Here is a 26,589-nt window from a genome sequence, read left to right on the forward strand (position 1 = left end):
GCCCCTCCCGGGCGACGACACGACGACGTGCTCCCACCTGCACGCTCTCGCGCCGTCCTCATCCTCGGACACTGCTTTCAGAGAGGAATGCACTCCATGAAGTTCTCCCGCAGCATCACCACGCTGGCCGCCGCCGGCATCATCTCCCTCGGCCTCGCCGCCTGTTCCGCCAGCCCCGCCAACTCGGGCGGCGCCGCTGCCGGCGCGGGCGCCGAAGGCGACTGCACCGTCGGCATCTCGATGCCCACCCGCAGCCTCGAGCGCTGGATCAACGACGGCGAGGGCCTCCAGTCCCAGCTCGAGGGCGACGGCTGCACCGTCGACCTGCAGTACGCCGACAACAAGACCGACCAGCAGATCTCGCAGATCCAGAACCAGATCGCCGGCGGCTCGAAGATCCTCGTCGTCGCGGCCATCGACGGCGAGGCGCTCGCCCCCGTCCTCGCCGAGGCGAAGAAGCAGAACGCGACCGTCATCGCCTACGACCGCCTGATCAACGGAACCGCCGACGTCGACTACTACGCGACGTTCGACAACTACAAGGTCGGCCAGCTCCAGGGCCAGTACATCGAGTCGACCCTCGACCTCGCCAACGCCGCGGGTCCCTTCACCCTCGAGCCCTTCGCCGGCAGCCCCGACGACAACAACGCCAAGTTCTTCTTCTCCGGCGCCTGGGACGTCCTGCAGCCCTACATCGAGAGCGGCAAGCTCGTCGTGCCGTCCGGCAAGTCGCCCGCCTCGGACGACGACTGGGCCTCGATCGGCATCCAGGGCTGGGCCTCGGACAAGGCGCAGTCCGAGATGGACAACCGCCTCTCCTCCTTCTACACCGGTGACCAGAAGGTCGACGTGGTGCTCTCCCCCAACGACAGCCTGGCGATCGGCATCGAGGCCTCGCTGAAGTCCGCCGGCTACGCGCCCGGCGCCGACTACCCGATCATCACCGGGCAGGACGCCGACAAGGCCAACGTCAAGGCGATCCTCGCCGACGAGCAGTCGATGACGGTCTGGAAGGACACCCGCACCCTCGGCGACCGCGTCTTCCAGATGGTGCAGTCGATCGTCGCGGGCGAGGAGCCCGAGGTCAACGACACCGAGACGTACGACAACGGCGAGAAGGTCGTCCCGTCCTACCTCCTCGAGCCGCAGGTCGTCGTCAAGGACGACGTGCAGCCGGTCCTCGTCGACTCCGGCTTCCTCAAGGCCGGCGACGTCGGACTCTGATCGGTCGGGCGGGGCAGGGGAGGAGTGATCCTCCCCCACCCCGTCCTTCTCCCCCTTCTTCCCCTCGAAGCCCATCCTCTGCACAACGAAGTGAGGCCCTGTTGGCCAGTCCCATCCTCATCATGCGCGACATCGTCAAGGAGTTCGGCGGCGGCGTCCGCGCCCTCGACGGCGTCTCGCTCTCGGTCCAGCCGGGCGAGGTCCACGCCATCTGCGGCGAGAACGGCGCCGGCAAGTCGACGCTCATGAAGGTCCTCTCGGGCGTCTACCCCGTCGGCAGCTTCGAGGGCTCGATCGAGTTCGAGGGCCACCAGGCGCAGTACCGCTCGATCAACGACAGCGAGGCCGACGGCGTCGTCATCATCCACCAGGAGCTCGCGCTGAGCCCCTACCTCTCGATCGCCGAGAACATCTTCCTCGGCAACGAGAAGTCCACCCGCGGCGTCATCAACTGGAACGCCACGAACGCGGAGGCGGCCAAGCTGCTCGCCCGGGTCGGCCTCGCCGAGAGCCCGGCGACGAAGATCCTCGAGCTGGGCGTCGGCAAGCAGCAGCTCGTCGAGATCGCCAAGGCCCTCGCGAAGGAGGTGAAGCTCCTCATCCTCGACGAGCCCACCGCCGCGCTCAACGACGAGGACAGCGACCACCTGCTCGGCCTGATCGACCAGCTGCGCCGCCAGGGCATCACCTGCATCATCATCAGCCACAAGCTGAAGGAGATCCGCGCCATCGCGGACACGGTGACGATCATCCGCGACGGCCGCACCATCGAGAGCTTCGCGATGGCCGGCGAGGACGCGTCGGAGAGCCGGATCATCCGCGCGATGGTCGGCCGCGATCTCAACAGCATGTTCCCGCCGCGCGATCCGCAGATCGGCGAGGAGAAGCTCCGCGTCGAGAACTGGACGGTCCACCACCCGGTCGACATCAACCGGGTCGTCGTCGAGGACGCCTCCTTCACCGTGCGGGCCGGCGAGATCGTCGGCTTCGCGGGGCTGATGGGCGCCGGGCGCACCGAGCTCGCGATGAGCATCTTCGGTCGCAGCTACGGCACCGGCATCTCCGGCCGCGTCTTCAAGGACGGCAAGGAGATCCAGACGCGCACCGTCGAGGAGGCGATCCGCAACGGCCTCGCCTACGCGACCGAGGACCGCAAGCGCTACGGCCTCAACCTCATCGGCGACATCACCGTCAACGTGTCGGCCGCCGCGCTCTCGCGGCTCGCCCGCCTCGGCGTGATCGACAAGCACCGCGAGTACAAGGTCGCCGACTCGTACCGCTCGAAGATGAACATCAAGGCCCCGAGCGTCTCCGCCGTCACCGGCAAGCTCTCGGGCGGCAACCAGCAGAAGGTCGTCCTCTCGAAGTGGATCTTCTCGGGCCCGGACGTGCTGATCCTCGACGAGCCCACCCGCGGCATCGACGTGGGAGCCAAGTACGAGATCTACGGCATCATCAACGAGCTCGCGGCCCAGGGCAAGGCGGTCGTCGTCATCTCGTCCGAGCTGCCCGAGCTGATCGGGCTGGCCGACCGGATCTACACCATCTCCGAGGGGCGCATCACGGGCGAGATCGACCGTGCCGACGCCACCCAGGAGCACCTCATGCACTACATGACCGCCGGAAAGGAACAGGCCCGATGAGCGCCACGACCACGACAGCCCCGAGCGGAACGCCGGCGAGCACGCCGTCGACGCCGCCCAAGCGGGCGCGCCGACTGAACATCAACCTCCGCCAGTACGGCATCCTCGCCGCACTCGCGATCATCATCCTGCTCTTCCAGGTCCTGACGAACGGCCGGCTGCTGCTGCCGGGCAACGTCAACAACCTGATCCAGCAGAACGCCTACGTGCTGATCCTCGCGATCGGCATGGTGATGGTGATCATCGCCGGCCACATCGACCTCTCGGTCGGCTCGGTCGTCGCGATGGTCGGCGCCATCTCCGCGATCGCGATGAACAACTGGGGCCTGCCCTGGTGGGCCGCCGTGATCGTCGCCCTGGTCACCGGTGCCGCCGTCGGCGCCTGGCAGGGCTTCTGGGTCGCGTTCGTCGGCATACCGGCGTTCATCGTGACCCTCGCGGGCATGCTGATCTTCCGCGGCTTCACCCTGGTCCTGCTCACCGGCGGGACGATCAACGGCCTGCCGACCGAGTTCACCGCGATCGGCGCGGGCTGGCTGCCGGGCGTCCTCGGCGGCATCGCCGGCCGCGACGCGCTCACCCTCGTGCTGGGGCTGCTCGTCTGCGTCGCCCTCGTCGTGCAGCAGGTGCGCACCCGCGCCACGCTGCGCCGTCTCGAGCTCCCGCGCGAGCCGATCGCGTCCTTCTACGTGAAGGCCGTCGTCGCGGTCGTCGCGATCATGGCACTCGCCTGGCTGCTCGCGGGCTACAGCGGCACGCCGATCATCCTGATCGTGCTCGCGGTGCTGATCCTCGCCTACAGCTTCGTGCTCGGCCGGACGGTCTTCGGCCGCCACATCTACGCGATGGGCGGCAACCTGTTCGCCGCGATGATGTCGGGCGTGAAGACGAAGTGGGTCAACTTCTTCATCTTCGTCAACATGGGCGCGCTGGCGGGTGTCGCCGGCATCGTCAGCACGGCCCGCGCGGGCGGCGCCGTCGCCTCCGCCGGTCAGAACTACGAGCTCGACGCGATCGCCGCGGTCTTCATCGGCGGCGCGGCCGTCCAGGGCGGCGTCGGCACCGTGGTCGGCGCGGTCATCGGCGGTCTGGTGATGGGCGTGCTCAACATGGGCCTGTCGATCCTGTCCGTCGACGCCGCGTGGCAGATGGCGATCAAGGGCTTCGTGCTCCTGCTGGCCGTCGCGTTCGACATCTTCAACAAGAGGAGGGCGGGCGGGCGCTAGCCTTCTCTCCTCCCTGCACCGTGCTCGGGCGCGTGCTCTCTCCACGGAGGGCCCGCGCCCGAGCGCATCCCCGGACCGGTGCCCCATCGCGCCGACGAGAGGCTGAGCAGCATGGCAGGAGCAGTCGGAGCATCGAGCAACGCTCTGCTCCGTCGGCACAACCTCGCCGCCATCGCGACCCTGGTGCACCGCTCCGGACCGATCAGCCGCGCCGAGCTGGGCCGCCTGACCGGCCTGAACCGCTCGGCGGTCGCCAACCTCGTCGGCGAGCTGAGCGAGCTCGGCTGGGTGGAGGAGGAGACCACCGCCTCCGACGGCCGCATCGGCCGCCCGAGCGCGACGGTCGTGCCCGGCCTCACCTTCGCGATGGTCGGCGTCCACCTCGACACCGACGCGATCATCGTCGGCCTGGTCGGCCTGCACGGGGACCTCCTCCGCCGCGTCCGCTTCGACACCCCGAAGCCGGCGAGCCCGTCGACCGTCGTCCGCGTGGTCAGCGGCATCGTGGCCGGCTTCCGCGCCGAGCGGGAGACCCATCGCGTCCTCCTCGGCGCCGGCGTCGCCGTGCCGGGCCTCGTGCAGGCCGACTCGGGCTTCGTGCACCGCGCGCCGCACCTGGGCTGGCGCGACGTCGACCTCGCGTCGCAGCTCAGCCGCGCGCTCGACCTCCCCGTCTCGGTCGGCAACGACGCCACGCTCGGCGCGATCGGCGAGTCGCTGTTCGGAGCCGCACGGGGCGTCGCCGACGTCGTCTACGTGACCGGCGGTGCCAGCGGCATCGGCGGCGGCGTGATCATCGGCGGCGTCCCCCTGCAGGGCTCCTCCGGGTTCGCGGCGGAGCTCGGCCACACCCTCGTCGCCGCGAACGGCCGCCTCTGCGGCTGCGGGCGGCACGGCTGCCTCGAGGCCGAGGTCCGGATGCGCTCCCTCCTCGACGTGCTCGGCGCCCGCGTCCTCGATCAGGACGAGCTCGACATCGCGCTCGGCACCTCCCGCGACCCCGCCGTCCTCGGGGAGGTGGCCCGCCAGGTCGACCTGCTCGCCGAGGGCCTCTCGACCTACATCAACCTCTTCAACCCGACCGCGGTCGTCCTCGGCGGCTTCCTCGGCTCGCTGCTCACCGTCGACCGCGAGCGCCTGGCGGCCCGCGTCTCGGCGCGCGCCCTCAGCGACCTCGCCCGCGGCGTCCGGATCGAGCGCGCGGCCCTGCGCTCGAGGCTGGAGCTGGTGGGGGCCGCGGAGCTACCCTGGCGTCGCGCGCTCGCGGATCCCGCGGCGGCGGTCGGCGGCTCGGAGCCGCCTCCCGCGTCCGGCCCCGGCTCGCGGACGGACGCCCTCGGCGCCCGCGCCTGACACCGACGTCGAGGAGCACGAGCATGGCCGACTTCAACGAGCAGATCATCGCGGAGTTCCGCGCGAACGGCGGGACGGTGACGACCGCGGGCTTCGGCCGCAGCCTCGTCCTCGTGCACCACGCCGGCGCGCGATCCGGCGAGGAGCGCATCGCCCCGCTGATGGGCCTGCACCCCTCCGACGACGTCTGGCTGATCGCCGCCTCCGCCGCCGGCGCCCCGAAGCACCCGGCCTGGTTCCACAACCTCGAGGCGAACCCCGACACCGTGATCGAGACCCCCGACGACGGCACCGTCCCCGTCCGCGCCCGCACCCTCGAGGGCGCCGAGCGCGACGCCGGCTGGAAGCGCTTCACCGACGCCTCCGAAGGCTTCAAGGGCTACGAGGCCAAGACCACCCGCACCATCCCCGTCGTCGAACTCACCCGCCGCTGACCCCGTCCTTCCCCCCCCCTCGCGAGATGCCACTTGTGCACGCGACACGCCGTGAAAGGCGTGCACAAGTGGCATCTCGCGGGAGGCGCCGGGCGTCAGCGGAGGGGGACGGGGACCACGTCGGGGGTCGACCAGCGGAGGGCGAGCCGCTCGCGGAAGCCGTCGCGCCGCAGCTCCGCCTCGAGGGCGTCGATGACGATCGGCAGCAGCGCGCGGCGCTCCACCAGCACGTCGAGCACCAGCTCGGCGCCGTCCGTGAGGAGCACCGAGCCGACCTCGGGCAGCACCGCGATCCACTGACGCTCGCCCACCTGCACGTGCCGGTGCCTGCGGAGTCGGCGGAGCAGCTCGGGCAGCGCCCGCGAGTCGAGGCCGCCGACGTCGGCGCGGAGAGCGATCATGCGCCGACAGTGCCCGCCCGCGACGTCCGCCCGGTGAACACGCGCCCCTCCCCCGGTGTCCCCGCGTCGTCGGCATTCCCTCACGACCGTCACCGGCTTTCGCCCTGCTCCTCCGATCGCCCTGTGGTCTCGACGGAACCGGGATCGTCCGACGTGTCCGCGGACGAGGAGGCGAATGCACGACCCCTGTAGGAGAAAGGCACCTCCTGGTACAGACCCAGGGTCGGCTGCCGGTTCATGTGATCGGTCACTCGCACGCCCCCAGCCCGCTCACCTGCCGGTCCAAGGTAGCGGTGCTCCAACAGCCTCAATCGCGCTCCGTACCGCAGGCGAACGGCCTCGAACTCCGGGGTGATGTGGACGTTGTCGAGGAGGGAGGAGCAGTACCCCGCGCAAGCCATGGGGAAGAGCAGAGCGGAGACGACGATGTCCGAGAGCTGCAGAACGACGTGCGCATCACTGTGGCCGAACAGCGGCGACTCCACCAGGTGCGGGAAGGAGTCTCCGCCCGACTTGAAGCGCTTGGTCGTGATCCGGTGAACACTCGGCACGTTCTTGCTCTTCGTGCGGGCGTCGAGGATCACCTGTCCCGGTGTCTCCGCAGCCCGCAGCGCGACTTCGAACTGCTCCGTGATCCATGCGATGGAGTCCGAGTACACCCATCGCCGCAGAGGCTTCTCGCCCTTGACGCTCACATCGCCGACGATCGTCACATGGTGCTCCTCCAGCAGCTCGAGCACATCGTCGAGAACTCCGAAGGCGCGACGACGCGGGCGCCTGGACCCGGAGCGGATGTCCTTCCGGAGCTCGCTCCCCTTCATCTCGAAGCGGATGACGTCCGAGAGCTTCGCATCGTCGGCACTGAGACTGGTGTTGTACTTCTTCTTGATCTGGAGGAACCGCCAGATCAAGGACTTCGCCATCCGATGCTCGACGACCAGGCCGGCGATCACCAGTACAGGCGGATCCGTCGACGTCCTGAGCGCCGCTTCATCCCCGGACTCGTCGATGTGGCAGAGCAGCAAGCGATTCCCTCCCTGGAACCATCGACGCGGAAACAACTACAGCCACCTCGCGGACGAGATGGCTGTAGGACTTGCCGCACTGAGTGCGGCGGACGCTTGACGCACCGGTCACACTGCCATGGTCGGCATCTCGGATCAAGCTCATGCCGCGGTGGAGGCGATTCCGGCGCGCGATGACCGGCCCGCGTCGCGTCGTCGAGCCGTGCCTGACCACAGCCCGGAAGTGACACGGCCCGCGGGAACGACACAGCCCCCGGTGAACAGCACAGCCCCCGACCGGATTCCGATCGGGGGCTGTGTCTCTGGTGCGCGAGGGGGGAGTTGAACCCCCACGCCCTTTCGGGCACACGGACCTGAACCGTGCGCGTCTGCCTATTCCGCCACTCGCGCTCACCAACGGCACCGAAGCACCGACGAGAAAGACTAGCACCCCCGCGGCCGACACCGGAAACCGGGCCGTGCGAGCACGGCCGTCGCAGGCCACCTCGGGCTCGCGGAACAGTGCTCGGCTCGCGAGATCGGCGCATTCGAGCGTGCCGGACGACGTCCCGCGAGCCGGAGCCCCGCGTCCGGACGGGCGCGGTCCGCACCCCGAATCCCGCTCGGGGAGGCCGTATCCAGAGCATCCCAGTAACATGCCCGTAGCCGTGCGCGGCGCAGACACGAGATCGGAAGCGGACCGGGCGCGCAGACACCTCGATCCCAACGCGACCGCCGAGAGGCGAAGAAACGGAAGATCGGAAGACTGTGGGCATTCTGGACAACTTCGAGAAGGGACTCGAGCGCGTCGTCAACGGCGCTTTCGCTCGGACCTTCAAGTCGGGTCTGCAGCCGGTCGAGCTCGCCTCCGCTCTCCGCCGCGAGCTCGACACCACGGCGGCCGTGGTCACCCGCGACCGCATCCTCGTGCCCAATCAGCTGACCCTGCGCATGTCCGCCGCCGACCTCGACCGGATGGAGCGGATGGGCCCGACGCTCATCGACGAGCTCACCACGGTCGCCACCGAGCACGCCAAGAAGCAGGGCTTCCGCTTCTCCGGCCCGATCGACATCTCGCTCGCCGCCGACGAGTCGCTCAGCGCCGGGATGGTCGAGGTCGACTCCCGGAGCGTCAAGGGCGTCGTCGCCTCCACCCCCGCGCTCGAGATCGACGGCAAGCGCTACCCGATCACGAAGTCCAGGACGGTCATCGGCCGCGGCAGCGACGCCGACATCACGGTCGACGACTCCGGCACCTCCCGCAAGCACGTCGAGATCCTCTGGGACGGCACCCGCGCCCAGGTCCACGACCTCGGCTCCACCAACGGATCCAAGCTCGACGGCAAGCCCGTCACCCAGGCGCCGCTCTCGCCCGGGCAGACCATCTCGATCGGACGCACGCGGATCGTCTTCCGCGTCGTCCAGGGCGCCGCACCCGCGCGCGCCGACCGCTCGCCGTCCGGTCCGTCCGGGCGCTCCTCCGAGGGATTCTGGGACGACCGGCTATGAGCGAGCTCACTCTCTTCCTCCTGCGCATCGCGTTCCTCGCGCTGCTGTGGTTCTTCGTGTTCGGCATCGTCTACGCGCTGCGCTCCGACCTCTTCGGCCAGCGGGTGCGCAAGCTGCCCGCCGGCCAGCAGCCCGCGGCCGCGCAGGACGCCGCTCCGTTCGTCACCGCCGCGCAGCCCGTCGTGGCCGCCGCGGCGGCCCCCGCCCCCGCGCCTCAGCCGTCGGCCCCCTCCGCTCGGCGCCCCCGCGAGGAGCGCACCGACTCGGGCGGCGTCGCCACCGTGCACACCGCGCAGCGCCTCGTCATCACCTCGGGCCCCAAGCGCGGCACCGAGCTCGAGCTCGACGGCGAGCCGCTCACGATCGGCCGCTCCTCGGAGTCGGCGCTGGTGATCCGCGACGACTACACCTCGACGCACCACGCGCGCCTGCTGATCTGGAACGACGAGTGGATGATCCAGGACCTCGACTCCACCAACGGCACGTTCCTCGACGGCCGGCGCGTCGGCGCCCCCACCAAGGTGCCGCTGAACACCCCGGTCAAGGTCGGCACGACGACCTTCGAGCTGCGGCGGTCGTAGCGCGTGGCAGCCACACCCGACAGCGCCGCGGAGACGGGCGTCACGCGCGAGAGCGCCGCCGTCTCGCACGTCGGCCGCATCCGCTCCAACAACCAGGACTCCGGCTACGCGGGCCGGCAGCTCTTCGTCGTGGCCGACGGTATGGGGGGGCATGCGGGCGGCGACGTCGCCTCCTCCATCGCGATCAAGCGCATCGCGCAGGCCGACCGCACCTACGCCTCCACCTACGAGGCCGAGGACGAGCTCAAGCGCACGCTGCTCGCCGCGAACACGATGCTGGCCGACGCCGTCGTCGACCACCCCGAGCTCACCGGCATGGGCACCACCGTCAGCGCCATCGTCCGCGTGGGCGAGTCGGTCGCCATCGCCCACATCGGCGACTCCCGGATCTACGTGCTGCGCGACGGCAAGCTCGAGCAGGTCACCACCGACCACACCTTCGTCCAGCGCCTCGTCGACTCCGGCCGCATCACCGAGGAGGAGGCGATGACGCACCCGCGCCGCTCCGTCCTGATGCGGGTCCTCGGCGACGTGCACACGAATCCCGAGATCGACACCCTCACCCTCGAGACCGAGCCGAACGACCGCTGGCTGATCTGCTCCGACGGCCTCTCCGGCGTCGTCCCGCACGACGAGATCCAGAAGGAGCTCTCCCGGGACGAGACGGCGCAGCAGGTCGCCGACCGCCTGATCCGCGACAGCCTCTCGCACGGCGCACCGGACAACGTGACGGTCGTCATCCTCGACGTCCCGGGCGCCGGCGACACCGCGCAGATCCTCGCGCCGACGGCCGAGCCCGTGATCGTCGGCTCCGCCGCCGCGCCGACGCCGCTCAGCACAGACGACTCGCAGAACCGGATCCGCATCCCCGGCCTCCGCCTGCACACCCGCGCCCCGGCCGCCCAGGGCCCGACCCACTTCGAGCCCGCGTCCGAGGACTACCTCGACGAGCTGATCGAGGAGGACCGCCGCCGGCACCTGCGCCGCCGGATCACCTGGCTCGTCGGCCTCTCGCTCGTGCTGATCGCCGGCTTCCTCGGCGTCCTGCTCGCCTACGACTGGACGCAGTCGCGCTTCTACGTCGGCACCGACGGCCAGAACGTCATCATCTACCAGGGCATCCAGCAGTCGGTCGGGCCGCTCTCGCTCTCCGGAGTGAAGGAGGACACGGGGATCCCCCTCGACTCCCTCCGCGACTACGACGTCGAGCAGCTCGAGCAGACGATCAGCGCCGACTCCTACGCCGGCGCCGTCGACATCGTCGAGCGCCTGACGGACGCGAACGGAGCACCGTGACCGCCACCGCCACTCCCCCCGCCACCCGGGAGCGCCCGCGCTTCCTCCGCCAGCGCCTGCGCAATCTCGAGCTGCTGCTGCTGATCGGCGCGTGCCTGATCGACGCGTCGGCGATCGTCCTGGTCCAGCTCGGCGCCCTCGGCGCGGTCGACACCACCCTCGTCTCGCTCGGCGCCGGCCTCTCCGGTCTCGTGCTGGTCGTCCACGTCGTGCTGCGCTTCGCGGCGCCCGAGGCCGATCCCTTCCTCCTGCCGATCGCCACCGTCCTCAACGGGCTCGGCGTCGCCGAGATCTACCGGATCGACATCGCCGACGGCGCGACGGGCTGGGAGTCGGTCGCCGTCCGGCAGATCATCTGGAGCGGCCTGGCGATCGTCGCCGCGATCGTCGTCCTGCTGGTGATCCGCAACCACCGCGTCCTCTTCCGCTACACCTACGTGGCCGGATTCGCGGCGATCGTGCTGCTCCTGCTCCCCCTCCTGCCGTTCATCGGCAAGGAGGTCAGCGGCGCCCGCGTCTGGATCGGCATCGGCGACTTCTTCAGCTTCCAGCCCGGCGAGATCGCCAAGATCGCGCTCGCGGTCTTCTTCGCCGGCTACCTCGTCCGCAACCGCGACTCGCTCTCGATGGTCGGGAAGACCTTCCTGAGGATGCGCTTCCCGCGGCTGCGCGACCTCGGCCCGATCCTCGTGGTCTGGGCCGTGACGATGGGCGTCATCGTCTTCCAGCGCGACCTCGGCACCGCGCTGCTCTACTTCGGCCTGTTCCTCGTGATGCTCTACGTGGCGACCGGCCGCACCAGCTGGGTTCTGATCGGCGTCGGGCTCTTCCTCGGCGGCGCGATCCTCGCCAGCCAGACCCTCGGCTACGTCGGCAACCGCTTCGCGAACTGGCTCGACGCCTTCAGCTCCGACCGCTACGGCGCCGATCCCGGCGGCAGCTACCAGCTCGTGCAGGGACTGTTCGGCCTCGCGCACGGCGGCCTGCTCGGCACCGGCCTCGGCCAGGGCATGCCCGACATCACCCCGGTCCCGCAGTCGGACTACATCATCGCGAGCCTGGGCGAGGAGCTCGGCCTCGCCGGCCTCTTCGCGATCTTCGGCCTCTACCTCCTGCTGGTCTCGCGCGGCTTCCGGATCGGCTTCGCCGGCCAGGACGACTTCGGCCGGCTCCTCGGCGTCGGGCTCTCGTTCGTGATCGCCCTGCAGTGCTTCATCGTCATCGGCGGCGTCACCCGCGTCATCCCGCTCACCGGCCTCACCACGCCCTTCCTCGCGGCCGGCGGCTCGTCGCTCGTGGCGAACTGGATGATTGTCGCCGTCCTGCTCCGCCTGTCCGACACAGTGCGCAATCAGCCGCGTCTGGTGGTGTGACTCCCCGATGAACCGAGAACTCAAGCGCGTGAGCTTCGTCGTCCTGGCGATGTTCGTAGCCCTCTTCGTGTCCACCTCCACCATCCAGGTCCTCCAGGCCGACACCCTCTCCGAGGACTCCCGGAACACCCGGACGCTGTACGAGAGCTTCTCGACGGAGCGCGGCGTCATCCTCGCCGGCGGGGAGCCCATCGCCTCCTCGACGCCGTCGGACGACATCTACAAGTTCCAGCGCCAGTACGCGAACGGACCGCTCTACTCGGCGGTGACCGGCTACTTCACCCTGAACCAGGGCACCACGGGCATCGAGCGCTCGCTGAACGACTACCTCTCCGGCACCTCGAACTCGCAGTTCTTCGACGAGATCAACAACCTCGTCACCGGCCAGGACCCCAAGGGCGCCTCGGTCGAGCTCTCGATCGACCCGGTCGCGCAGCAGGCCGCGTTCGACGCCCTCGGCGACTACACCGGAGCGGTCGTGGTCACCGAGCCGGCCACCGGCCGCATCCTCGCGATGGTCTCCAAGCCGACCTTCGACCCGACCGCCCTCGCGTCGCACGACACGGACGACGTCCTCGCGGCGTACCGCGCGCTGAACGACGACCCGACCGACCCGCTCATCAACCGCGCCATCGGCGGCTCGCTCAACCCGCCCGGCTCGGTCTTCAAGCTCGTCGTCGCCTCGGCCGCCCTCGAGTCCGGCCGCTTCACGCCCGACTCCAGCTTCCCGAACGTCCAGGCGTACACGCTGCCGGGCTCGAGCTCGCAGGTGACCAACTCCGGCGGCGGCCTCTGCGGCTCCGGAGACACGGTGACCCTCGCCACGGCGGTCTCGCTCTCCTGCAACGTGCCGATGGCCGAGATGGGCGTGCAGCTGGGCGCCGCCGCGATCCGCGCCCAGGCGGAGAAGTTCGGCTTCGACACCGAGCTCGAGATCCCGATGTCGGTCGAGGCGAGCACCTACCCGCAGACCACGGACGACGCGCAGACGGCGCTGACCGCCTTCGGCCAGTACGAGGTGCGGGCGACCCCGCTGCAGATCGCGATGGTCTCCGCGGCGATCGCGAACGGCGGCGAGGTGATGCAGCCGAACCTCGTCGACGTCATCCGCTCGCAGGACCTCAGCGTGCTGCAGCGCTTCGAGGAGAAGTCGCTCGGGCGGGCCGTGAGCACCCAGACGGCGGACGCCGTGAAGGCCATGATGGTCGCCAGCGTCCAGGGCGGCGCGGCGACGAATGCAACAATAGGTGGCGTCACGGTGGCCGGTAAGACCGGCACCGCTGAGAACGGCGGGGACGACCCGTACACCCTCTGGTTCACCGGATTCGCTCCTGCGGACGATCCGCAGTACGCCATCACCGTCCTCGTGGAGGACGGCGGGGGGCTCGGCCAGACCGGGTACGGCAACCTGATCGCCGCACCCATCGCACAACAGGTACTAGAGGCGGTGCTGAACAAATGAGACCCACATCAGGCCTCACCTTCGGGGGACGCTACGAACTGCAGTCCCGGATCGCCATCGGCGGCATGGGAGAGGTGTGGCAGGCGACGGATCTCGTCATCGGCCGCACGATCGCGATCAAGATCCTCAAGGACGAGTACCTCGGCGACCCCGGGTTCCTCGAGCGCTTCCGCGCCGAGGCCCGGCACGCCGCGCTCGTCAACCACGAGGGCATCGCCAACGTCTACGACTACGGCGAGGAGGACGGCTCCGCCTACCTCGTGATGGAGCTGGTGCCCGGCGAGGCGCTCTCCACGGTCCTCGAGCGCGAGCGCGTGCTGTCGACGGACAAGGTCCTCGACATCGTCGCGCAGACCGCGCTGGCCCTGCACGCAGCGCACGCCGCGGGCCTGGTGCACCGCGACGTGAAGCCCGGCAATCTCCTGATCACGCCCGACGGCCGCGTGAAGATCACCGACTTCGGCATCGCCCGCATCGCCGACCAGGTTCCGCTCACCGCGACCGGCCAGGTCATGGGCACCGTTCAGTACCTCTCCCCGGAGCAGGCGAGCGGCCAGCCCGCCTCCCCCGCGACGGACATCTACTCGCTGGGCATCGTCGCGTACGAGTGCCTGGCGGGCCGTCGGCCGTTCACCGGCGAGTCGCAGGTCGCCATCGCGATGGCCCAGATCAACGACACCCCGCCGGAGCTGCCGGTCACGGTCGCCGAGCCCGTGCGCAACCTGGTCTACTCCTGCATCGCGAAGAAGCCGGTCGACCGGCCGGCGACCGCCGCGCACCTCGCCCGCGCCGCGCAGGCCCTGCGCTCGGGCGACGTCCGCGGCGCCGCCCTCGCGGTGCCCGCCGTCGCCGCCGACCTGCCCAACACGCAGGCCACGACCGTCCTGCCCTCCGCAGCGGGCAACGCGACCCAGGCGACGACGATCCTGGGCGCAGGAGCGACCACGGCCTTCGCGGCGAACCCGCCGACGGGCGCTCTGGACGAGCCGATCGAGGCGGAGGAGCCGCGCAAGCGCAGCCCCTGGACCTGGCCGCTCGTGGCCCTGATCGTGATCCTCGCCGTGGTGATCGGCGGCACGATCTTCGCGCTGACCAGCAACGGCGGCACCGAGGCCGAGCCGACGCCGAGCCCGACGGTGAGCCAGACCCCGTCGCAGGCGCCGTCCCCCTCGCAGACGCCGTCGGCGACGCCGAGCTCGAACATCGTGGTGATCAACTCCTCCGACTACGTCGGCCGCCCCTTCGACGAGGTCGAGGCCGAGCTCACCGAGCTCGGGATGGGCGTCCAGCGCGAGGAGGGCTCCAGCGCTCCCAGCTCGGACCAGATCGGCACGGTCGAGGAGGTCAACCCGACCGCCAACGTGATCAAGGGCACCACGATCGTCGTCACGACCTACACCGAGGTCGCCGTCCCCGGTGCCCCGACCGCCGTCCCGACGGTCACCCCCGCCGCGTCGAGCGTCGAGCCCGGCGAGACGTTCAACGTCACCTGGAGCAACTACAACCAGTGCCCGAGCGGAACCTCCGTGACCGGTTACCGGGTGACCGTCGCCGGCGAGGGCGCGACCGTGACGAGCACCAACCCGTCGACGTCGACCACTGCGACGATCCAGGCCGGCGAGTCCGCAGGCTCGATCGACATTACCTACACGGTGCTCTGCGGCGAGCCCGAGTCCCCCGCCTCGCCGACCCTGTCGGTCCCCGTCGTGGCTCCTACCCCGACGCAGACCCCGACCGCGACGGCCACCCCGACCTCGTCGGCGCCGGCCTCGAACGCCCCCGACGAGCGCTGACCCTTACCGCTCGAATGAGCCCGCCCTCCGACCGCGACCGCGGCACCGGAGGGCGGGCTCCTCGCTTTCAGCGGCCGCGACTGTCCTGACGGCGAACCAGGGACCGAGTGACCACGGCAGCGATCACCCCCGAGACAGCAGCGATGCTGATCCGCGCCGGAGCGGGCAGCTCCGTTCCTACGGCGAGCACCACTGCGACGGTGAGGACCACGAGCAGTAGCACGACGCCCGCGAGGCGATCCGCGGAGATACGAGAGGACGAGGACACGGGACTCCTTCGATCGATGTCGGTCTGGCGAACGACGAGCCGCTCGATGAGCCCGTCGCATAATGAGGTGAAATCACCATCCGATACCCGCGACTCCTCGTCAACGGAATAGCGGATGTGGCGCGGGGCGGTGTCGCACGACGTCGGTCTCCGAAGGATCCGCGCGGGCCTCACCCGGCGGCGCGATGAGTGCCCGGCGCCGCGCGCCGGGCTGCCGGGAGGCGCCCGGGTACACTTGCCGTGGCTCCCCGGGGGCCGTGCCACACGGAAGTACAGGGCGGGAGCGTGCGCGTGACGGATGAGGGACGCCTGATCGCAGGACGGTACCAGGTCGGGCCCCGGCTCGGTCGCGGTGGGATGTCCGAGGTCTACCTCGGCACCGACACCCGCCTGGGGCGCACGGTCGCGATCAAGGAGCTCAAGCTCTCGCTGTCCTCCGACTCCGCGTTCCGCCTGCGCTTCAGGCAGGAGGCGCAGTCCGCGTCCCGCATGTCGCACCCGACCATCGTCCGCGTCTTCGACGCCGGCGAGGAGGTCTCGCTCGACGACACCGGCGCGGAGTCGCGCCGTCCGTTCATCGTGATGGAGCACATCGAGGGGCGCCTGCTGAAGGACGTCATCGCGGAGGGACCGGTCGAGGTCGACGAGGCCGTCCGCATCACCGAGGGCATCCTCACCGCGCTCGAGTACTCCCACCGCGCGGGGGTCGTCCACCGCGACATCAAGCCGGGCAACATCATGCTGACCCCCTCAGGCCAGGTGAAGGTGATGGACTTCGGGATCGCCCGCGCCGTCTCCGACTCCGCCGCGACCGTGGCGCAGACCACCGCCATCCTCGGCACCGCCGCCTACTTCTCGCCGGAGCAGGCGAAGGGCGAGCAGGTCGACGCCCGCAGCGACCTCTACTCCGCCGGCATCGTCCTCTTCGAGCTGCTCACCGGCCGCGCTCCCTTCCGCGGGGACACCCCGGTGGCCGTCGCCTACCAGCACGTCAGCGAGACGCCCCCGGCGCCCAGCTCGATCAACCCGGCCGTCTCGCCCGCCCTCGACGGCGTCGTCGCCCGAGCGCTGTCGAAGGACCGCTACGAGCGCTTCCAGGGAGCGGCCGAGTTCCGCGACGACCTGCGCGACGCCGCGGCCGGCCGCCTCCCCGACCACCGCCCGATCGACGAGCTGACCACGTCTCTCTTCGCCGCACGCAGCGGCGGCGGCATGAACGACTCCGAGCTCGCGCTGCGCCAGCTCGCGGAGGACAACTCGATCGTCCGCACCCAGCGCCGCCCGCCGGTGCTCTGGATCTGGTCGTCGATCGTCGTGCTCGCCGTCATCGTGGCGGCGCTGGTGCTCTGGGTGCTCACGCTCCAGCCGACGACCACACTGCCCTCGCAGTCGCGCGAGGTCCCCGTGCTGACGGGCACCAGCTACGACAGCGCGCAGTCGACTCTCACCGAGCTCGACCTGGTGGCGAGTCAGCTCGCCGAGTTCAGCGACACGGTCCCGGCCGGCGAGGTGATCCGCACCGATCCCGGCTCCGGCACGATCGTCGCGCCCGAGACGGTCATCCGGGTCTACGTCTCTCAGGGCGCCCAGCCGGTGGCCGTCCCGGAGACGGCGGGGTCGACCCTCGAGGAGGCGATCGCCGCCCTCACCGGGGCCGGCTTCTCGGAGGGATCGCAGACCCGCCAGAACTCGCCCACCGTGCCGGGTGACGTGGTGCTCTCCAGCACTCCTGCCGGCGGCCAGCAGCTCGCCCCGGGGACGCCGGTCGACCTCGTCGTCTCCTCGGGCCAGGTGACCTTGCCCGACCTCGTCGGCCAGACGCTGAGCACCGCCCTCGCCACCCTGGCGTCCGAGCAGCTCCAGCTGATCGGCGAGGAGGCTCCCGACGATACCTGCGAGTCCGTCCGGGCCAACCCCCCGATCACCACCCAGTCGATCGCCCCGGGCGACGTCCCCCAGGGCTCCACCGTCGAGCTCGGCTTCTGCGCCGGCTGACCCTCGCCCCCGGAGGGGCTCATCGAGACGCTCCGCCGCCGGCAGGACAGGTCTGCTGACTCGTCCTCCTGGCGCTGGCGGATCTACTCGGAAGAGACGCCCGCAACCATGCTGGTCGAGTAGCCCCGCAGGGGCGTATCGAGACCCGTCGTCGTCAGTAGAACGGGTCTGCAGACTCGTCCTCTTGGCGATGGTGGATCTCGATACGCCCGCTCCGCGGGCTACTCGATCAGCATGGACGGCCCGGGGGGCGGCCGCCGGACTCGGCTGCTCTACGCGCGCCGGGCAGCGTCCGCGAGCGGCGGCGCGAGCCGCAGCACACCGTCGTCCGGCGAGCCGGCGTCCATCGACGTCCCCACCCGCCCGCGGATGTCGCTCGGGGTGAGACCCTCGCGGCGCTTCAGGGCCCGGCGGAGGTGATCGGCGGACGAGAAGCCCGACGCCGCAGCGATGGCCTCGAGCGGCACCTCCCGCGGGCGGCGCCGGAGCAGCTCGACGGCGCTGGCGACCCGGGCGCGCTCGATCTCGCTCGCCACCGTCGTCCCCGCGTCCTCGAAGAGCCGCTGCAGCGAGCGCGTGGACACGTTGACCGCGTCCGCGACCGCCTCCGGGGTGCACCGCGGGGTCCGATGGGTCCGGTCGATCACGGTCCGCGCTCGGCCGAGGGTCGCCGCGCGCACGCTCGTCGTCCCGGGCTGAGAACCGGCCGAGGCGAGGAAGGCGCTCACGAGCAGCTGCTTGACCACGTGCCCGAAGCCGTCGACCTCGTGGTCGGACGGGAGTCCCGTACCCGACTCCGCCGCGAGCGCGAACGCCGTCGTGAAGGCGAAGGCCGCACGGGTGGACCGGGCGTCCGGATCGAGCGCGTACACGTTCGAGCCGAGATCGAAGCCGTAGCGGCGCATCTCGTCCGCGCGGATCGTGATCTGGAGGGAGGTGACGGGCATCGTCGACTCGGTGGTGAAGGTGGTCGTCCCCGGCTGGTAGGCGATCGAGCCGGGCCGCAGGAGCACCGTCCGATCCGGCCCGACGAGCCGGACCGCGCCCTCGATCAGGAAGCTGAAGCTCAGGAACGACGTGTCGTCGGCGCCCCAGGTCCCGCGGAGGACCCGCAGAGGCGAGGTCGTCAGGAGCACGACGCTGATGCCGGCCGCGGTGAAACCGGAGCCCGCCATGCGCGGAACAGTGCCCGGCTTGACGACGATGCGTGGGCCCAGTGTCTCGAGTTCGCGAATTCCGGAATAAGCCCAAGAAATCGATTCCACCATGTGATGCCTCGGAATTCTCTTCTCGACGGCACCGGTCCCCTAACCGGCGCCCTCCGATTATGCCCGTCGAGCCCCTCGCATCATCCGCCAGTGCTCCGTCAAATCACGCCACCCGCTCGGGGGGATCGCGAAGAGCCACGAGCGGCACTTCCCTGTCGTGGCGCCGATCCCGAAAAGAGTGCGCGCTCTCATAGCGCGTCGATGGCGCGGATCGCACCCCTTCTGACGCTCACCTCGGCCCCCCATCAGGGGGTGACACGTACGGGTGATCTCTCGGACCGGGAGAGGTGAATGGGGCGTCGATAAGCGGTGAATGGGCCTGCTCAGCCGGTCCGATAAGCGGTGCTCCGAGCGCTCGCAACGACCGGGCTCCGCATTCCGCTCCGCGCCTATCGGGTCGGACGGGGCAGATCCGTCTCGACGAGCCAGTTCGAGATCAGCCGACGACCGCCCTCGGTGAGAACGGACTCGGGGTGGAACTGGACGCCGACCGCGGGGGCGGTCCGATGGCGCAGCGCCATCACGACCCCCTCGGCGGTCCCCGCGATGACGGCGAGCTCCGCAGGCAGTGTCGAGCGCTGGACGGCGAGCGAGTGGTAGCGCATCGCCGTGAACCCCGACGGGATCCCGGAGAACAGCGGGTCGCCGTCGTGCACGACCGCCGAGGTCCGGCCGTGCATCAGCTCCGGAGCCTCGCGGACCCGCGCACCGAGCGCGTGCGCGAGTACCTGGTGCCCGAGGCAGACCCCGAGGAGCGGCTGCGCCTCGGCCAGGGCGTGCCGCGCGAGCGCCACCGACGTGGGGACGTCCTCCGGTCGGCCCGGCCCGGGCGACAGCACGATCCCGTCGTTCCCCGCCGCGCGCTCGATCGCGTCGCGCGGAGACAGCTCCGCTCCCTCGACGACGTCGACCTCCGCCCCCGCCTCGCGCAGGTAGGCGACGAGCGTGAACACGAAGCTGTCGTAGTTGTCGACGACCAGGACCCGCGTCATCGCGGCGACCGCCTCGGGGGCCGGCTCACGTCCCGACGGTGACGTTCTGATCGAGCACGAGCGACTGCACCCAGGGGAAGACCCACTCGGCGAGTGCGGCGAGCACCGCCACCACCAGGACGATCACGAGGAGCAGCCGGAGCCACCAGGGTCCGGGCAGGACCCGCCAGAGTGCCGCGTACACGGTCAGCCCTCCTGCGTGAGAGACGCGGCGATCTCGGCCGGCGCACCCGCGGAGCGCGGCTGCCAGGACTCGAAGACGCCGTAGGCGATGATCCGCTCAGCGGTGGAGTAGAGCGGGTTGCAGCTCGTCAGGGTGATCAGCCGGTCGGTCGCGACGGCGCCCGTCGTCCACGGGACGGGGTCGATGACCTGGATCTCCGAGGGCTGCACGTACTCGAGGTTCCGGAACCGGTAGGTGTACCAGCCGTCCGCCGTCTCGATGTAGATCGCATCGCCGAGCTGGAGCTGGTCGATCAGGTGCATGCCGCCGCCGTAGGCGCTGCGGTGCGCCGCGAGGGCGAAGTTCCCCGCCTCGCCCGGCATCTGCGTTCCCGGGTAGTGACCGATGCTGCCCTCGTCGAGGACGTTCTCTGCGTCCACGCCCTCCGCGATGGTGCGGACCCAGCCCTCGCCGTAGCGCGGGATGTAGAGGTTGCCGAAGGAGGTGTCGAGTGCCGCCACGGGAGCGATCACCGGATCGCCGAAGCCGGCGGGGGTCTCGCTCGGCGCCGTCGAGGGCTCCGGCGCGGGGGCGGCGTCGCCCCAGCTCTGCCGGAGCTCCGCGGCCTCGGAGGTCTGCTGGCCGGCGATCACCGCGTCGTTCCACCAGAGCTGCCAGCCCAGATAGAGCAGGACGAGCGCTCCGGCCGTCATGAGCAGCTCGCCGAGGACGCCGAAGAACGTCAGGCGGCGGCGCGGTCGCCGTGTGCGCTCTCGTCGGTCGCGCGGTCGCAGCGGGGCGGCGGCGGGCGACGGGGCACTCATGCGACGAGTCTAGGCGCGGGGCGCGCCCGTCCGACGGGCTCCGCGGCCCCTGGCGCGTTCCGCACAGCCGCTCCTGCGCGCCTGCACGGCATCCCCCCGGCCTCGCGCTCCCGGTCGGCGGCCGTCTCCCGGTACAGTGGAAGGCATGGCACGAGCGACGAAGAGCCCGAAGCCCGAGCGCGACGAGGCCCGGACCGGTGAGGACGCACCCAATCCGGTGTGGTTCAAGCCCGTCATGTTCGGGTTCATGCTGCTGGGCCTCGCGTGGATCATCGTCTTCTACGTGAGCCAGGGCACGCTCCCCGTGCCGGATCTCGGCAACGCCAACATCCTCATCGGCTTCGGAATCGCCTTCATCGGCTTCCTCATGACGACGCGCTGGCGCTGATCACGCCCGCATGAACGACGCCCCGTCCGGTCCGCCGACGGGGCGTTCGTCGTCCCCGGGGTCGGGTCTCCCGCCGGCCCTCGCATCGTCGGTCGCGCGCCTGCGTGCGGCGGGCTGCGTCTTCGCGGAGGAGGAGGCGGAGCTCCTGCACGAGGCGGCGGCCGGCTCCGACCGCCTCGACGCGCTCCTGCGGCGCCGTGAGGCCGGGGAGCCGCTCGAGCAGATCCTCGGCTGGGTCGCCTTCCGCGGGCTGCGCGTCCCGGTCTCCCCCGGCGTCTTCGTCCCCCGGCGGCGCACCGAGGCGGTCGTCGACGCGGCGCTCGCGCTGCTGGACGGGCGCGGGCCGGCGACCGTCCTCGACCTCTGCTGCGGTGTCGGAGCGATCGGGCGGGCCCTTCTCGAGGAGCGCGACGGCGTCACCCTCCACGCGGCCGACCTCTCCCCCGCCGCGGTCACCTGCGCCCGGCGGACCCTGACGGGACTCGCGACGGTCCACCGGGGCGACCTGTTCGCCGCCCTTCCCGAGGATCTCCGAGGCCGGATCGACCTCGTCGTGGTCAATGCGCCCTACGTGCCGACCGCCGCGATCGCACTGATGCCGCCGGAGGCGCGCCTGCACGAGCCGGCGTCCACCCTCGACGGCGGGGGCGACGGCCTCGCGCTGCACCGCCGGATCGCGGCGGAGGTCCTCCCCTGGCTGACTGAGGACGGTGTGGTCGCGATCGAGACCAGCCGGGAGCAGGCGGAGCGGACGGCGGCACTCTTCGCGGACGTGGGATTCGACCCGTCGATCCTCCTCGACGACGACCTCGACGCCACGGTCGTCTCCGCCCCTCGACGGCGAACTACACGCGTGTAATTATCCCCAGGTGTTGAAACTCCTGTGGAGAACTCCGGACCCCGCGCCAGGTCGCGGATGCGGAGCGTGATCGGACGCACATCGGCGGCGGGACGGGGCGGGATCGCCGATCCGGAGGCCGTCTCACCGGCCGCTCCGAATGACAACGGCGTAGTTCTCCCCAGTGTTAACAACTCTGTGGATAACTTCGTCCCCAGCTGTGGACAGCTGCTGTGGACAGTGGAGAACGCCCTGTGGACAGGCTCCCGGCCCGTGCCGCGGGGCCTCAGGCCAGGACGTACGCCCCCACGGTGATCGCCACGAGGCCGACGCCGATCAGCCCGACGAGAAGGTTCTGGGTGCGTCGCTGCGAGCGCTGCCGCGTCCGGGTGAAGACGAGTCCGATGAGAGCACCGGCGACCAGGCCGCCGACGTGCGCCTGCCAGGCGACGTTCATCCCCGGCAGGAAGCCGATCACGAGGTTGAGCCCGACCAGCACCAGCAGCTGCGAGGCCTGCCCGCCGAGGTGGCGGAGGATCACGAGGTACGCGCCCATCAGCCCGAAGATGGCGCCCGAGGCACCGATCACCGGCGTCAGCGGGCTGGAGAGGAGCAGGACGCCGACCGAGCCTGCGAAGCCGCTGAGGAGGAACAGCGTCAGGTAGCGCCCGCGGCCGAGCATCCGCTCGAGCGCCATGCCGAAGACCCACAGCGTGTACATGTTCAGCAGGAGGTGGAACGGCACCACGAAGAAGAGGGACGTGCTGTGCGCGAAGATCGACGTGATCATCCGCCACGGCTCGAAGCCCGCGCCGAAGCCGGGCAGCGTGTACGCCGGGAAGTAGGCGATCGCGTTGAGCACGGTGTTCCCGATGAACGGCAGCACCTCGAGGATCCAGACCAGGACGCAGAGCGCGATGATCGCGTAGGTGACGGTCGGCTGGTCCGCCCGTGTCATCGCCCGGACCCGCGACACGAGCGGACCGCGCACGCGCGGGGCCTCGCTGCGCTGCTGCGCCATGTCGTCCGGGCAGATGACGCCGACCGGGGCCGGGGTCTGGCACTCGCCGCAGATCGTGCGACCGCACCGCTGGCAGCGCACGAAGCTCTGGCGATCGGGGTGGCGGTAGCAGGTGTAGGTGCTGCTGCTCGGCGGGACCTGGGTCACGGACGTTCCTCCGGGAGAGAGAACGAGGGCCGGGCCCAGACGGACCCGACCCTCGATGAGTGGTGGAGAGGCGGTCAGACCTCGGTGATCTCGACGCTCTCGATGACGACGTCCTCGAGGGGCTTGTCGCGACCGTCGGTCGCCACGGCCGACAGTGCGTCGACGACCTTCTTGGACTCGTCGTCGGCGACGGCGCCGAAGATGGTGTGCTTGCCCTGGAGCCAGGTGGTCGGCGCGACGGTGATGAAGAACTGCGAGCCGTTGGTGCCGCGCCCCGCCTGCTTGCCGGCGTTCGCCATCGCGAGGATGTAGGGCTGGGTGAAGTCGAGCTCCGAGTTGATCTCGTCGTCGAACTGGTAGCCCGGGCCGCCGATGCCCTGGCCGAGCGGGTCGCCGCCCTGGAGCATGAAGTCGGGGATGATGCGGTGGAAGACGGTGCCGTTGTAGAGCGGCTCCTTCGTCTTCGCACCGGTCGCCGGGTGGGTCCATTCGATGTCGCCGGTCGCGAGACCGACGAAGTTGCGGACCGTCTTCGGCGCGTGGTTGCCGTAGAGGTTGACGACGATGTCGCCCTTGGTCGTGTGGAACGTCGCGACTGCGGTGTGCAAAGGCATGGGTGGATTCTCGCACAGCGGCTCTGTAGGGCTCCGCAACGCCGGGTGTCAATGCGCTGGGTGCGCGATGCGCGGGCCGCGGGATGAGTGGCAGTATTGAGCCGTTGTTCGCCGCTCGTAGCCGATGGAGGACCAAGTGGGTCTGTCACGTAAGCACAAGAAGGATCTCAAGCGCCTCCGCAAGAACGCCGAGGCGGTCTGGAGTGAGCAGCAGGAGGTGCTGGCGCACGCCGCCTCCGTTCTCGAGAAGAGCCGCCGCCACGCGACCAAGTACGCGAAGAAGGAGGTCGTGCCGGCCGTCAAGGACGCCTACTCGAGCCGGGTGAAGCCCGTCTACGACAACGGGGTCTCCGCCGTCGAGGGCACGTACTCCTCCGCACGCGACGCCTACAAGCACAAGGTCCTCCCGACCTTCGCCGCTGTCGGCGGCACCGCCGCGGCCGCGTTCGAGGCCGCCAAGGACTCGAAGAACCGCGCGAAGCTCGCTGAGATCTCGAAGGCGCGCTGGGAGGAGCTCACCACTCCCCCGAAGAAGAAGAACAAGGTCGGCACGGTCTTCGCGATCGGCGCCGCCCTCGTCGCCGTCGGCGGCATCGGCTACGCCGTCTGGCAGACGTTCCGCGCCGACGACGAGCTGTGGGTCGCCGAGGACGAGCCGGCCAGCGCCGCGCAGTCGCCGGCGTCGACCGCTTCCTGAGTCGCCGCGTGAGGCCCGGACACCGCACTGCGGGTCCGGGCCTCACGCGTGTCCGGTGGTGCGCGGTCCGCGGTTAGGCTGCTGAGGTGGACATCCGGGTCGCCGCGTATGGCGTGATCATCGACGGCGAGCGCATGCTCCTCGCACACTGGAGCCAGGGGCCCTGGGAGGCGTGGACGCTTCCCGGCGGTGGCATCGACGAGGGCGAGTCGCCCGCGGATGCTGCCGTCCGCGAGATCTTCGAGGAGACCGGCTACCACGCGGAGCTCGAGGGGCTGATCGGCGTCGACTCGCACGTGATCCCCGCGCATCGCCGCAGCGATCCCGAGGCCGGACCCCTGCACGCCATCCGCGTCGTCTACCGCGCCCGCGTGACCGGCGGTGAGCTGACCCACGAGGTCGACGGCTCGACCGACGCCGCCGCGTGGCTCCCGCTGGCCGAGGTCGAGGGACTCGAGCGGGTCGAGCTGATCGACGTCGCCCTCACGATGAACGAGGCCTGGACGCTGCGCTGACCCCGGCGGGTCTCGATACGCCGCCTCCGGCGGCTACTCGACCAGCACGCAGAGCGCCTCACGGCGTCACATCCGATGTGGATCGACCTCCATGCTGATCGAGTAGCCCGCGCAGCGGGCGTATCGAGATCCATCCCGGGAATCGTGCGGTGCCGCCCGGCGTTGTCGTTCCTGTGATCGTCGAGCTCTACACGTCCGCGTTCTGCGGCGCCTGCAACGCGGCCCGCAGCGTGCTCGAGCGCGCGGCGGAGCTGGTCCCCGCTGCGGAGATCCGCGAGTTCGACGTCGCCTTCGCGCCCGAGGCAGCGGAAGCCGCGGACATCCGCTCCACCCCCACGGTCGTGGTCCGCGACGCCGACGGCCGCGCGGTGTTCCGTGCGGAGGGGGCGCCGTCGCTCCCCCAGGCGCTCTCCGCGCTCGCCCTCGCCGTAGGGTGACCTCGTGCCGCATCGTCGTCGAGTCGCCAGCGTCGCCGTCGTGCTGGCGGCCACGGCCTCCCTGGCGCTGTCCGGCTGCGCGACGGAGCCCGTCTCCGAGGCGACCGTCGGCATCGGCCGCGGCGGACAGCGCGCCGAGGTGCTGGGCGTCGTCGTCGTCTGCTCCGGAGCCGTCGACGGCCTCGACCTCGCCATCGAGGACACCGCTCCCCTGCTGATCGGCGATCGCGCGCGGCGGATCACCCGCTGGGTCGCCCCGGAGCCCGTCGACGACATCGGCGCGACCGACCTCGCCGGCCGCACCGTCTGGCCCGCCGACCGGGAGATCGAGCGCTTCCCCCTGGGCGTCGACCTCACCCTCGGCGCCTACGCGGTCGGCGGGCCAGTCATCGGCCGCCCCGTGGTCTTCACCGCCGAGCAGTTCGACACCCTGTCCGTCGGCGAGATCATCGTCGGCGACATCCGCGACGGCACCTCCGAGACCCTCTCCGTCGAGAACTTCCTCGGCCTGGCCTGCCAGCCCCGCTGACCCCGCCGTCGCCCGCCAGAGGACGAGGTGCTCGCAGTCCGGAGAGCCCTTATCAAGGGCTACCCGGTATCCCTTGATCGCGTCATCGCCCGCTGACCGCCGACCCTCGACGTCTCGCTGCCAGCGAGCACGCGTGCCTGGAGCTGAGGCGACTCGATGGTCAGGTCGGCGCGCTCTCCGTGCAGAAGCTCGTCGACGCCGGAGTCCTCACCCAGTCGCGAGCGGGACGCAGGAACCGATCGTTCGAGGCCGTGGAGGTCCTGGCGGCCCTCGACGACTTCGCCGCCCGAGCACGCCGACCGCGGTACGGCACGCACAGCGGGTGAGGAAGACCCCGAGAGGGGTGTCGAGTGTGGAGCCTAGGAGATTCGAACTCCTGACATCCTGCTTGCAAAGCAGGCGCTCTACCAACTGAGCTAAGGCCCCGGACCGGCGGCGGAACACCGGCGAGAGTGGAACGGCCCGACACCTCGCGATGTCGGGCCGTTCGGCACGTGGGGGTACCAGGACTTGAACCTGGGACCTCTTCATTATCAGTGAAGCGCTCTAACCGCCTGAGCTATACCCCCGAATTGGCCAGATGAGACTCTACCC

Annotated in this window: 26 protein-coding genes and 3 tRNA genes; 18 read left to right on the forward strand and 11 right to left on the reverse strand. The window is 70.5% G+C overall.

The window, feature by feature from the left end; translation table 11 throughout:
• Window positions 1-96: 96 nt before the first annotated feature.
• The 5 genes from chvE to C1I64_RS16095 all read left to right on the forward strand — a co-directional run bounded on the left by chvE (window position 97) and on the right by C1I64_RS16095 (window position 5,880).
• Entirely contained in the window at window positions 97-1,224 is a 1,128-nt protein-coding gene (gene chvE / locus C1I64_RS16075; protein ID WP_425272918.1) for a multiple monosaccharide ABC transporter substrate-binding protein, read from the forward strand.
• Between the two features lie 122 nt (window positions 1,225-1,346).
• Window positions 1,347-2,867 carry a multiple monosaccharide ABC transporter ATP-binding protein gene (gene mmsA, locus C1I64_RS16080; protein WP_127888609.1) on the forward strand — a complete coding sequence of 507 codons (1,521 nt, stop codon included), beginning with the start codon at window positions 1,347-1,349 and terminating at the stop codon, window positions 2,865-2,867.
• Complete coding sequence (mmsB, locus tag C1I64_RS16085) at window positions 2,864-4,093, forward strand: multiple monosaccharide ABC transporter permease (protein WP_123447231.1); 1,230 nt, start codon at window positions 2,864-2,866, stop codon at window positions 4,091-4,093. The genes mmsA and mmsB overlap by 4 nt, the downstream gene beginning before the upstream one ends.
• Before the next feature lie 111 nt (window positions 4,094-4,204).
• Window positions 4,205-5,446 (forward strand): ROK family transcriptional regulator, encoded by a 1,242-nt coding sequence (locus tag C1I64_RS16090; protein ID WP_123447232.1) that lies wholly within the window; start codon window positions 4,205-4,207, stop codon window positions 5,444-5,446.
• 23 nt (window positions 5,447-5,469) lie between these two features.
• Entirely contained in the window at window positions 5,470-5,880 is a 411-nt protein-coding gene (locus C1I64_RS16095) for a nitroreductase/quinone reductase family protein (protein ID WP_123706099.1), read from the forward strand.
• A 95-nt stretch (window positions 5,881-5,975) separates the two neighbouring features.
• Here C1I64_RS16095 and C1I64_RS16100 read toward each other — a convergent pair whose 3' ends face one another.
• The 3 genes from C1I64_RS16100 to C1I64_RS16110 form a co-directional block, all read right to left on the reverse strand.
• Complete coding sequence (locus C1I64_RS16100) at window positions 5,976-6,281, reverse strand: hypothetical protein (protein ID WP_127887899.1); 306 nt, start codon at window positions 6,279-6,281, stop codon at window positions 5,976-5,978.
• An 89-nt stretch (window positions 6,282-6,370) separates the two neighbouring features.
• Window positions 6,371-7,306 (reverse strand): DUF3800 domain-containing protein, encoded by a 936-nt coding sequence (locus C1I64_RS16105; RefSeq protein WP_164874568.1) that lies wholly within the window; start codon window positions 7,304-7,306, stop codon window positions 6,371-6,373.
• 303 nt (window positions 7,307-7,609) lie between these two features.
• A tRNA-Leu gene (locus tag C1I64_RS16110) sits at window positions 7,610-7,696 on the reverse strand.
• A gap of 357 nt (window positions 7,697-8,053) precedes the next feature.
• Here C1I64_RS16110 and C1I64_RS16115 point away from each other — a divergent pair.
• The 7 genes from C1I64_RS16115 (at window position 8,054) to pknB (ending at window position 17,562) form a co-directional block, all read left to right on the forward strand.
• A complete protein-coding gene (locus C1I64_RS16115) occupies window positions 8,054-8,794 on the forward strand; it encodes an FhaA domain-containing protein (protein WP_127887901.1) in 741 nt (246 codons plus the stop codon).
• Window positions 8,791-9,375: an FHA domain-containing protein FhaB/FipA gene (locus C1I64_RS16120; RefSeq protein WP_127887902.1), complete on the forward strand. Its 585-nt coding sequence runs from the start codon at window positions 8,791-8,793 to the stop codon at window positions 9,373-9,375. The genes C1I64_RS16115 and C1I64_RS16120 overlap by 4 nt, the downstream gene beginning before the upstream one ends.
• A gap of 3 nt (window positions 9,376-9,378) precedes the next feature.
• The gene (locus C1I64_RS16125) at window positions 9,379-10,671 is read left to right on the forward strand and encodes a Stp1/IreP family PP2C-type Ser/Thr phosphatase (RefSeq protein WP_123447238.1); all 1,293 of its coding nucleotides are present in this window, start codon (window positions 9,379-9,381) and stop codon (window positions 10,669-10,671) included.
• Window positions 10,668-12,044 (forward strand): FtsW/RodA/SpoVE family cell cycle protein, encoded by a 1,377-nt coding sequence (locus C1I64_RS16130; RefSeq protein ID WP_123447239.1) that lies wholly within the window; start codon window positions 10,668-10,670, stop codon window positions 12,042-12,044. The genes C1I64_RS16125 and C1I64_RS16130 overlap by 4 nt, the downstream gene beginning before the upstream one ends.
• A gap of 7 nt (window positions 12,045-12,051) precedes the next feature.
• Window positions 12,052-13,506, forward strand: coding sequence for a peptidoglycan D,D-transpeptidase FtsI family protein (locus tag C1I64_RS16135; RefSeq protein WP_127887903.1), 1,455 nt, complete (start codon window positions 12,052-12,054; stop codon window positions 13,504-13,506).
• The gene (locus tag C1I64_RS16140) at window positions 13,503-15,299 is read left to right on the forward strand and encodes a protein kinase domain-containing protein (RefSeq protein ID WP_127887904.1); all 1,797 of its coding nucleotides are present in this window, start codon (window positions 13,503-13,505) and stop codon (window positions 15,297-15,299) included. The genes C1I64_RS16135 and C1I64_RS16140 overlap by 4 nt, the downstream gene beginning before the upstream one ends.
• A gap of 559 nt (window positions 15,300-15,858) precedes the next feature.
• On the forward strand, window positions 15,859-17,562 hold the full coding sequence (gene pknB / locus C1I64_RS16145; RefSeq protein WP_127887905.1) for a Stk1 family PASTA domain-containing Ser/Thr kinase: 1,704 nt from the start codon (window positions 15,859-15,861) through the stop codon (window positions 17,560-17,562).
• Between the two features lie 272 nt (window positions 17,563-17,834).
• On the opposite strand, the gene C1I64_RS16150 is transcribed toward pknB, so the two are convergent.
• From C1I64_RS16150 to C1I64_RS16160, 4 genes are all read right to left on the reverse strand, one after another.
• Entirely contained in the window at window positions 17,835-18,737 is a 903-nt protein-coding gene (locus C1I64_RS16150; protein WP_164874569.1) for a helix-turn-helix domain-containing protein, read from the reverse strand.
• Window positions 18,738-19,219: 482 nt separating this feature from the next.
• A complete protein-coding gene (locus C1I64_RS16155) occupies window positions 19,220-19,822 on the reverse strand; it encodes an anthranilate synthase component II (protein ID WP_127887906.1) in 603 nt (200 codons plus the stop codon).
• A gap of 25 nt (window positions 19,823-19,847) precedes the next feature.
• Complete coding sequence (locus C1I64_RS20200) at window positions 19,848-20,006, reverse strand: hypothetical protein (protein WP_164874570.1); 159 nt, start codon at window positions 20,004-20,006, stop codon at window positions 19,848-19,850.
• Between the two features lie 2 nt (window positions 20,007-20,008).
• Window positions 20,009-20,809 carry a class E sortase gene (locus C1I64_RS16160; protein ID WP_127887907.1) on the reverse strand — a complete coding sequence of 267 codons (801 nt, stop codon included), beginning with the start codon at window positions 20,807-20,809 and terminating at the stop codon, window positions 20,009-20,011.
• A 145-nt stretch (window positions 20,810-20,954) separates the two neighbouring features.
• Here C1I64_RS16160 and C1I64_RS16165 point away from each other — a divergent pair, with 145 nt between their 5' ends.
• Window positions 20,955-21,197, forward strand: a complete 243-nt coding sequence (locus C1I64_RS16165; RefSeq protein ID WP_123447247.1) for a cell division protein CrgA — start codon at window positions 20,955-20,957, stop codon at window positions 21,195-21,197.
• 10 nt (window positions 21,198-21,207) lie between these two features.
• A complete protein-coding gene (locus tag C1I64_RS16170; protein WP_127887908.1) occupies window positions 21,208-22,056 on the forward strand; it encodes a putative protein N(5)-glutamine methyltransferase in 849 nt (282 codons plus the stop codon).
• A 265-nt stretch (window positions 22,057-22,321) separates the two neighbouring features.
• On the opposite strand, the gene C1I64_RS16175 is transcribed toward C1I64_RS16170, so the two are convergent.
• On the reverse strand, window positions 22,322-23,203 hold the full coding sequence (locus C1I64_RS16175) for a rhomboid family intramembrane serine protease (protein ID WP_123447249.1): 882 nt from the start codon (window positions 23,201-23,203) through the stop codon (window positions 22,322-22,324).
• Window positions 23,204-23,277: 74 nt separating this feature from the next.
• On the reverse strand, window positions 23,278-23,817 hold the full coding sequence (locus C1I64_RS16180) for a peptidylprolyl isomerase (RefSeq protein WP_123447250.1): 540 nt from the start codon (window positions 23,815-23,817) through the stop codon (window positions 23,278-23,280).
• Between the two features lie 136 nt (window positions 23,818-23,953).
• Between C1I64_RS16180 and C1I64_RS16185 the strand changes: the two genes are divergently transcribed.
• From C1I64_RS16185 to C1I64_RS16200, 4 genes are all read left to right on the forward strand, one after another.
• Complete coding sequence (locus C1I64_RS16185; RefSeq protein ID WP_123706109.1) at window positions 23,954-24,514, forward strand: hypothetical protein; 561 nt, start codon at window positions 23,954-23,956, stop codon at window positions 24,512-24,514.
• An 86-nt stretch (window positions 24,515-24,600) separates the two neighbouring features.
• Window positions 24,601-25,029 (forward strand): NUDIX hydrolase, encoded by a 429-nt coding sequence (locus tag C1I64_RS16190; RefSeq protein ID WP_127887909.1) that lies wholly within the window; start codon window positions 24,601-24,603, stop codon window positions 25,027-25,029.
• A 149-nt stretch (window positions 25,030-25,178) separates the two neighbouring features.
• Window positions 25,179-25,466 (forward strand): thioredoxin domain-containing protein, encoded by a 288-nt coding sequence (locus tag C1I64_RS16195; protein ID WP_243585697.1) that lies wholly within the window; start codon window positions 25,179-25,181, stop codon window positions 25,464-25,466.
• A 4-nt stretch (window positions 25,467-25,470) separates the two neighbouring features.
• Window positions 25,471-25,995 carry a hypothetical protein gene (locus tag C1I64_RS16200; RefSeq protein WP_127887910.1) on the forward strand — a complete coding sequence of 175 codons (525 nt, stop codon included), beginning with the start codon at window positions 25,471-25,473 and terminating at the stop codon, window positions 25,993-25,995.
• A gap of 353 nt (window positions 25,996-26,348) precedes the next feature.
• Here the strand turns inward: C1I64_RS16200 and C1I64_RS16205 are convergent.
• Together C1I64_RS16205 and C1I64_RS16210 are read right to left on the reverse strand one after the other, a co-directional pair.
• Window positions 26,349-26,421 (reverse strand) — tRNA-Ala (locus C1I64_RS16205).
• A 69-nt stretch (window positions 26,422-26,490) separates the two neighbouring features.
• Window positions 26,491-26,564: transfer RNA gene (locus C1I64_RS16210), tRNA-Ile, on the reverse strand.
• Window positions 26,565-26,589: the final 25 nt, after the last annotated feature.

Origin of the sequence: Rathayibacter festucae DSM 15932 (genome assembly GCF_004011135.1) — a bacterium.
GTDB lineage: Bacteria > Actinomycetota > Actinomycetes > Actinomycetales > Microbacteriaceae > Rathayibacter > Rathayibacter festucae.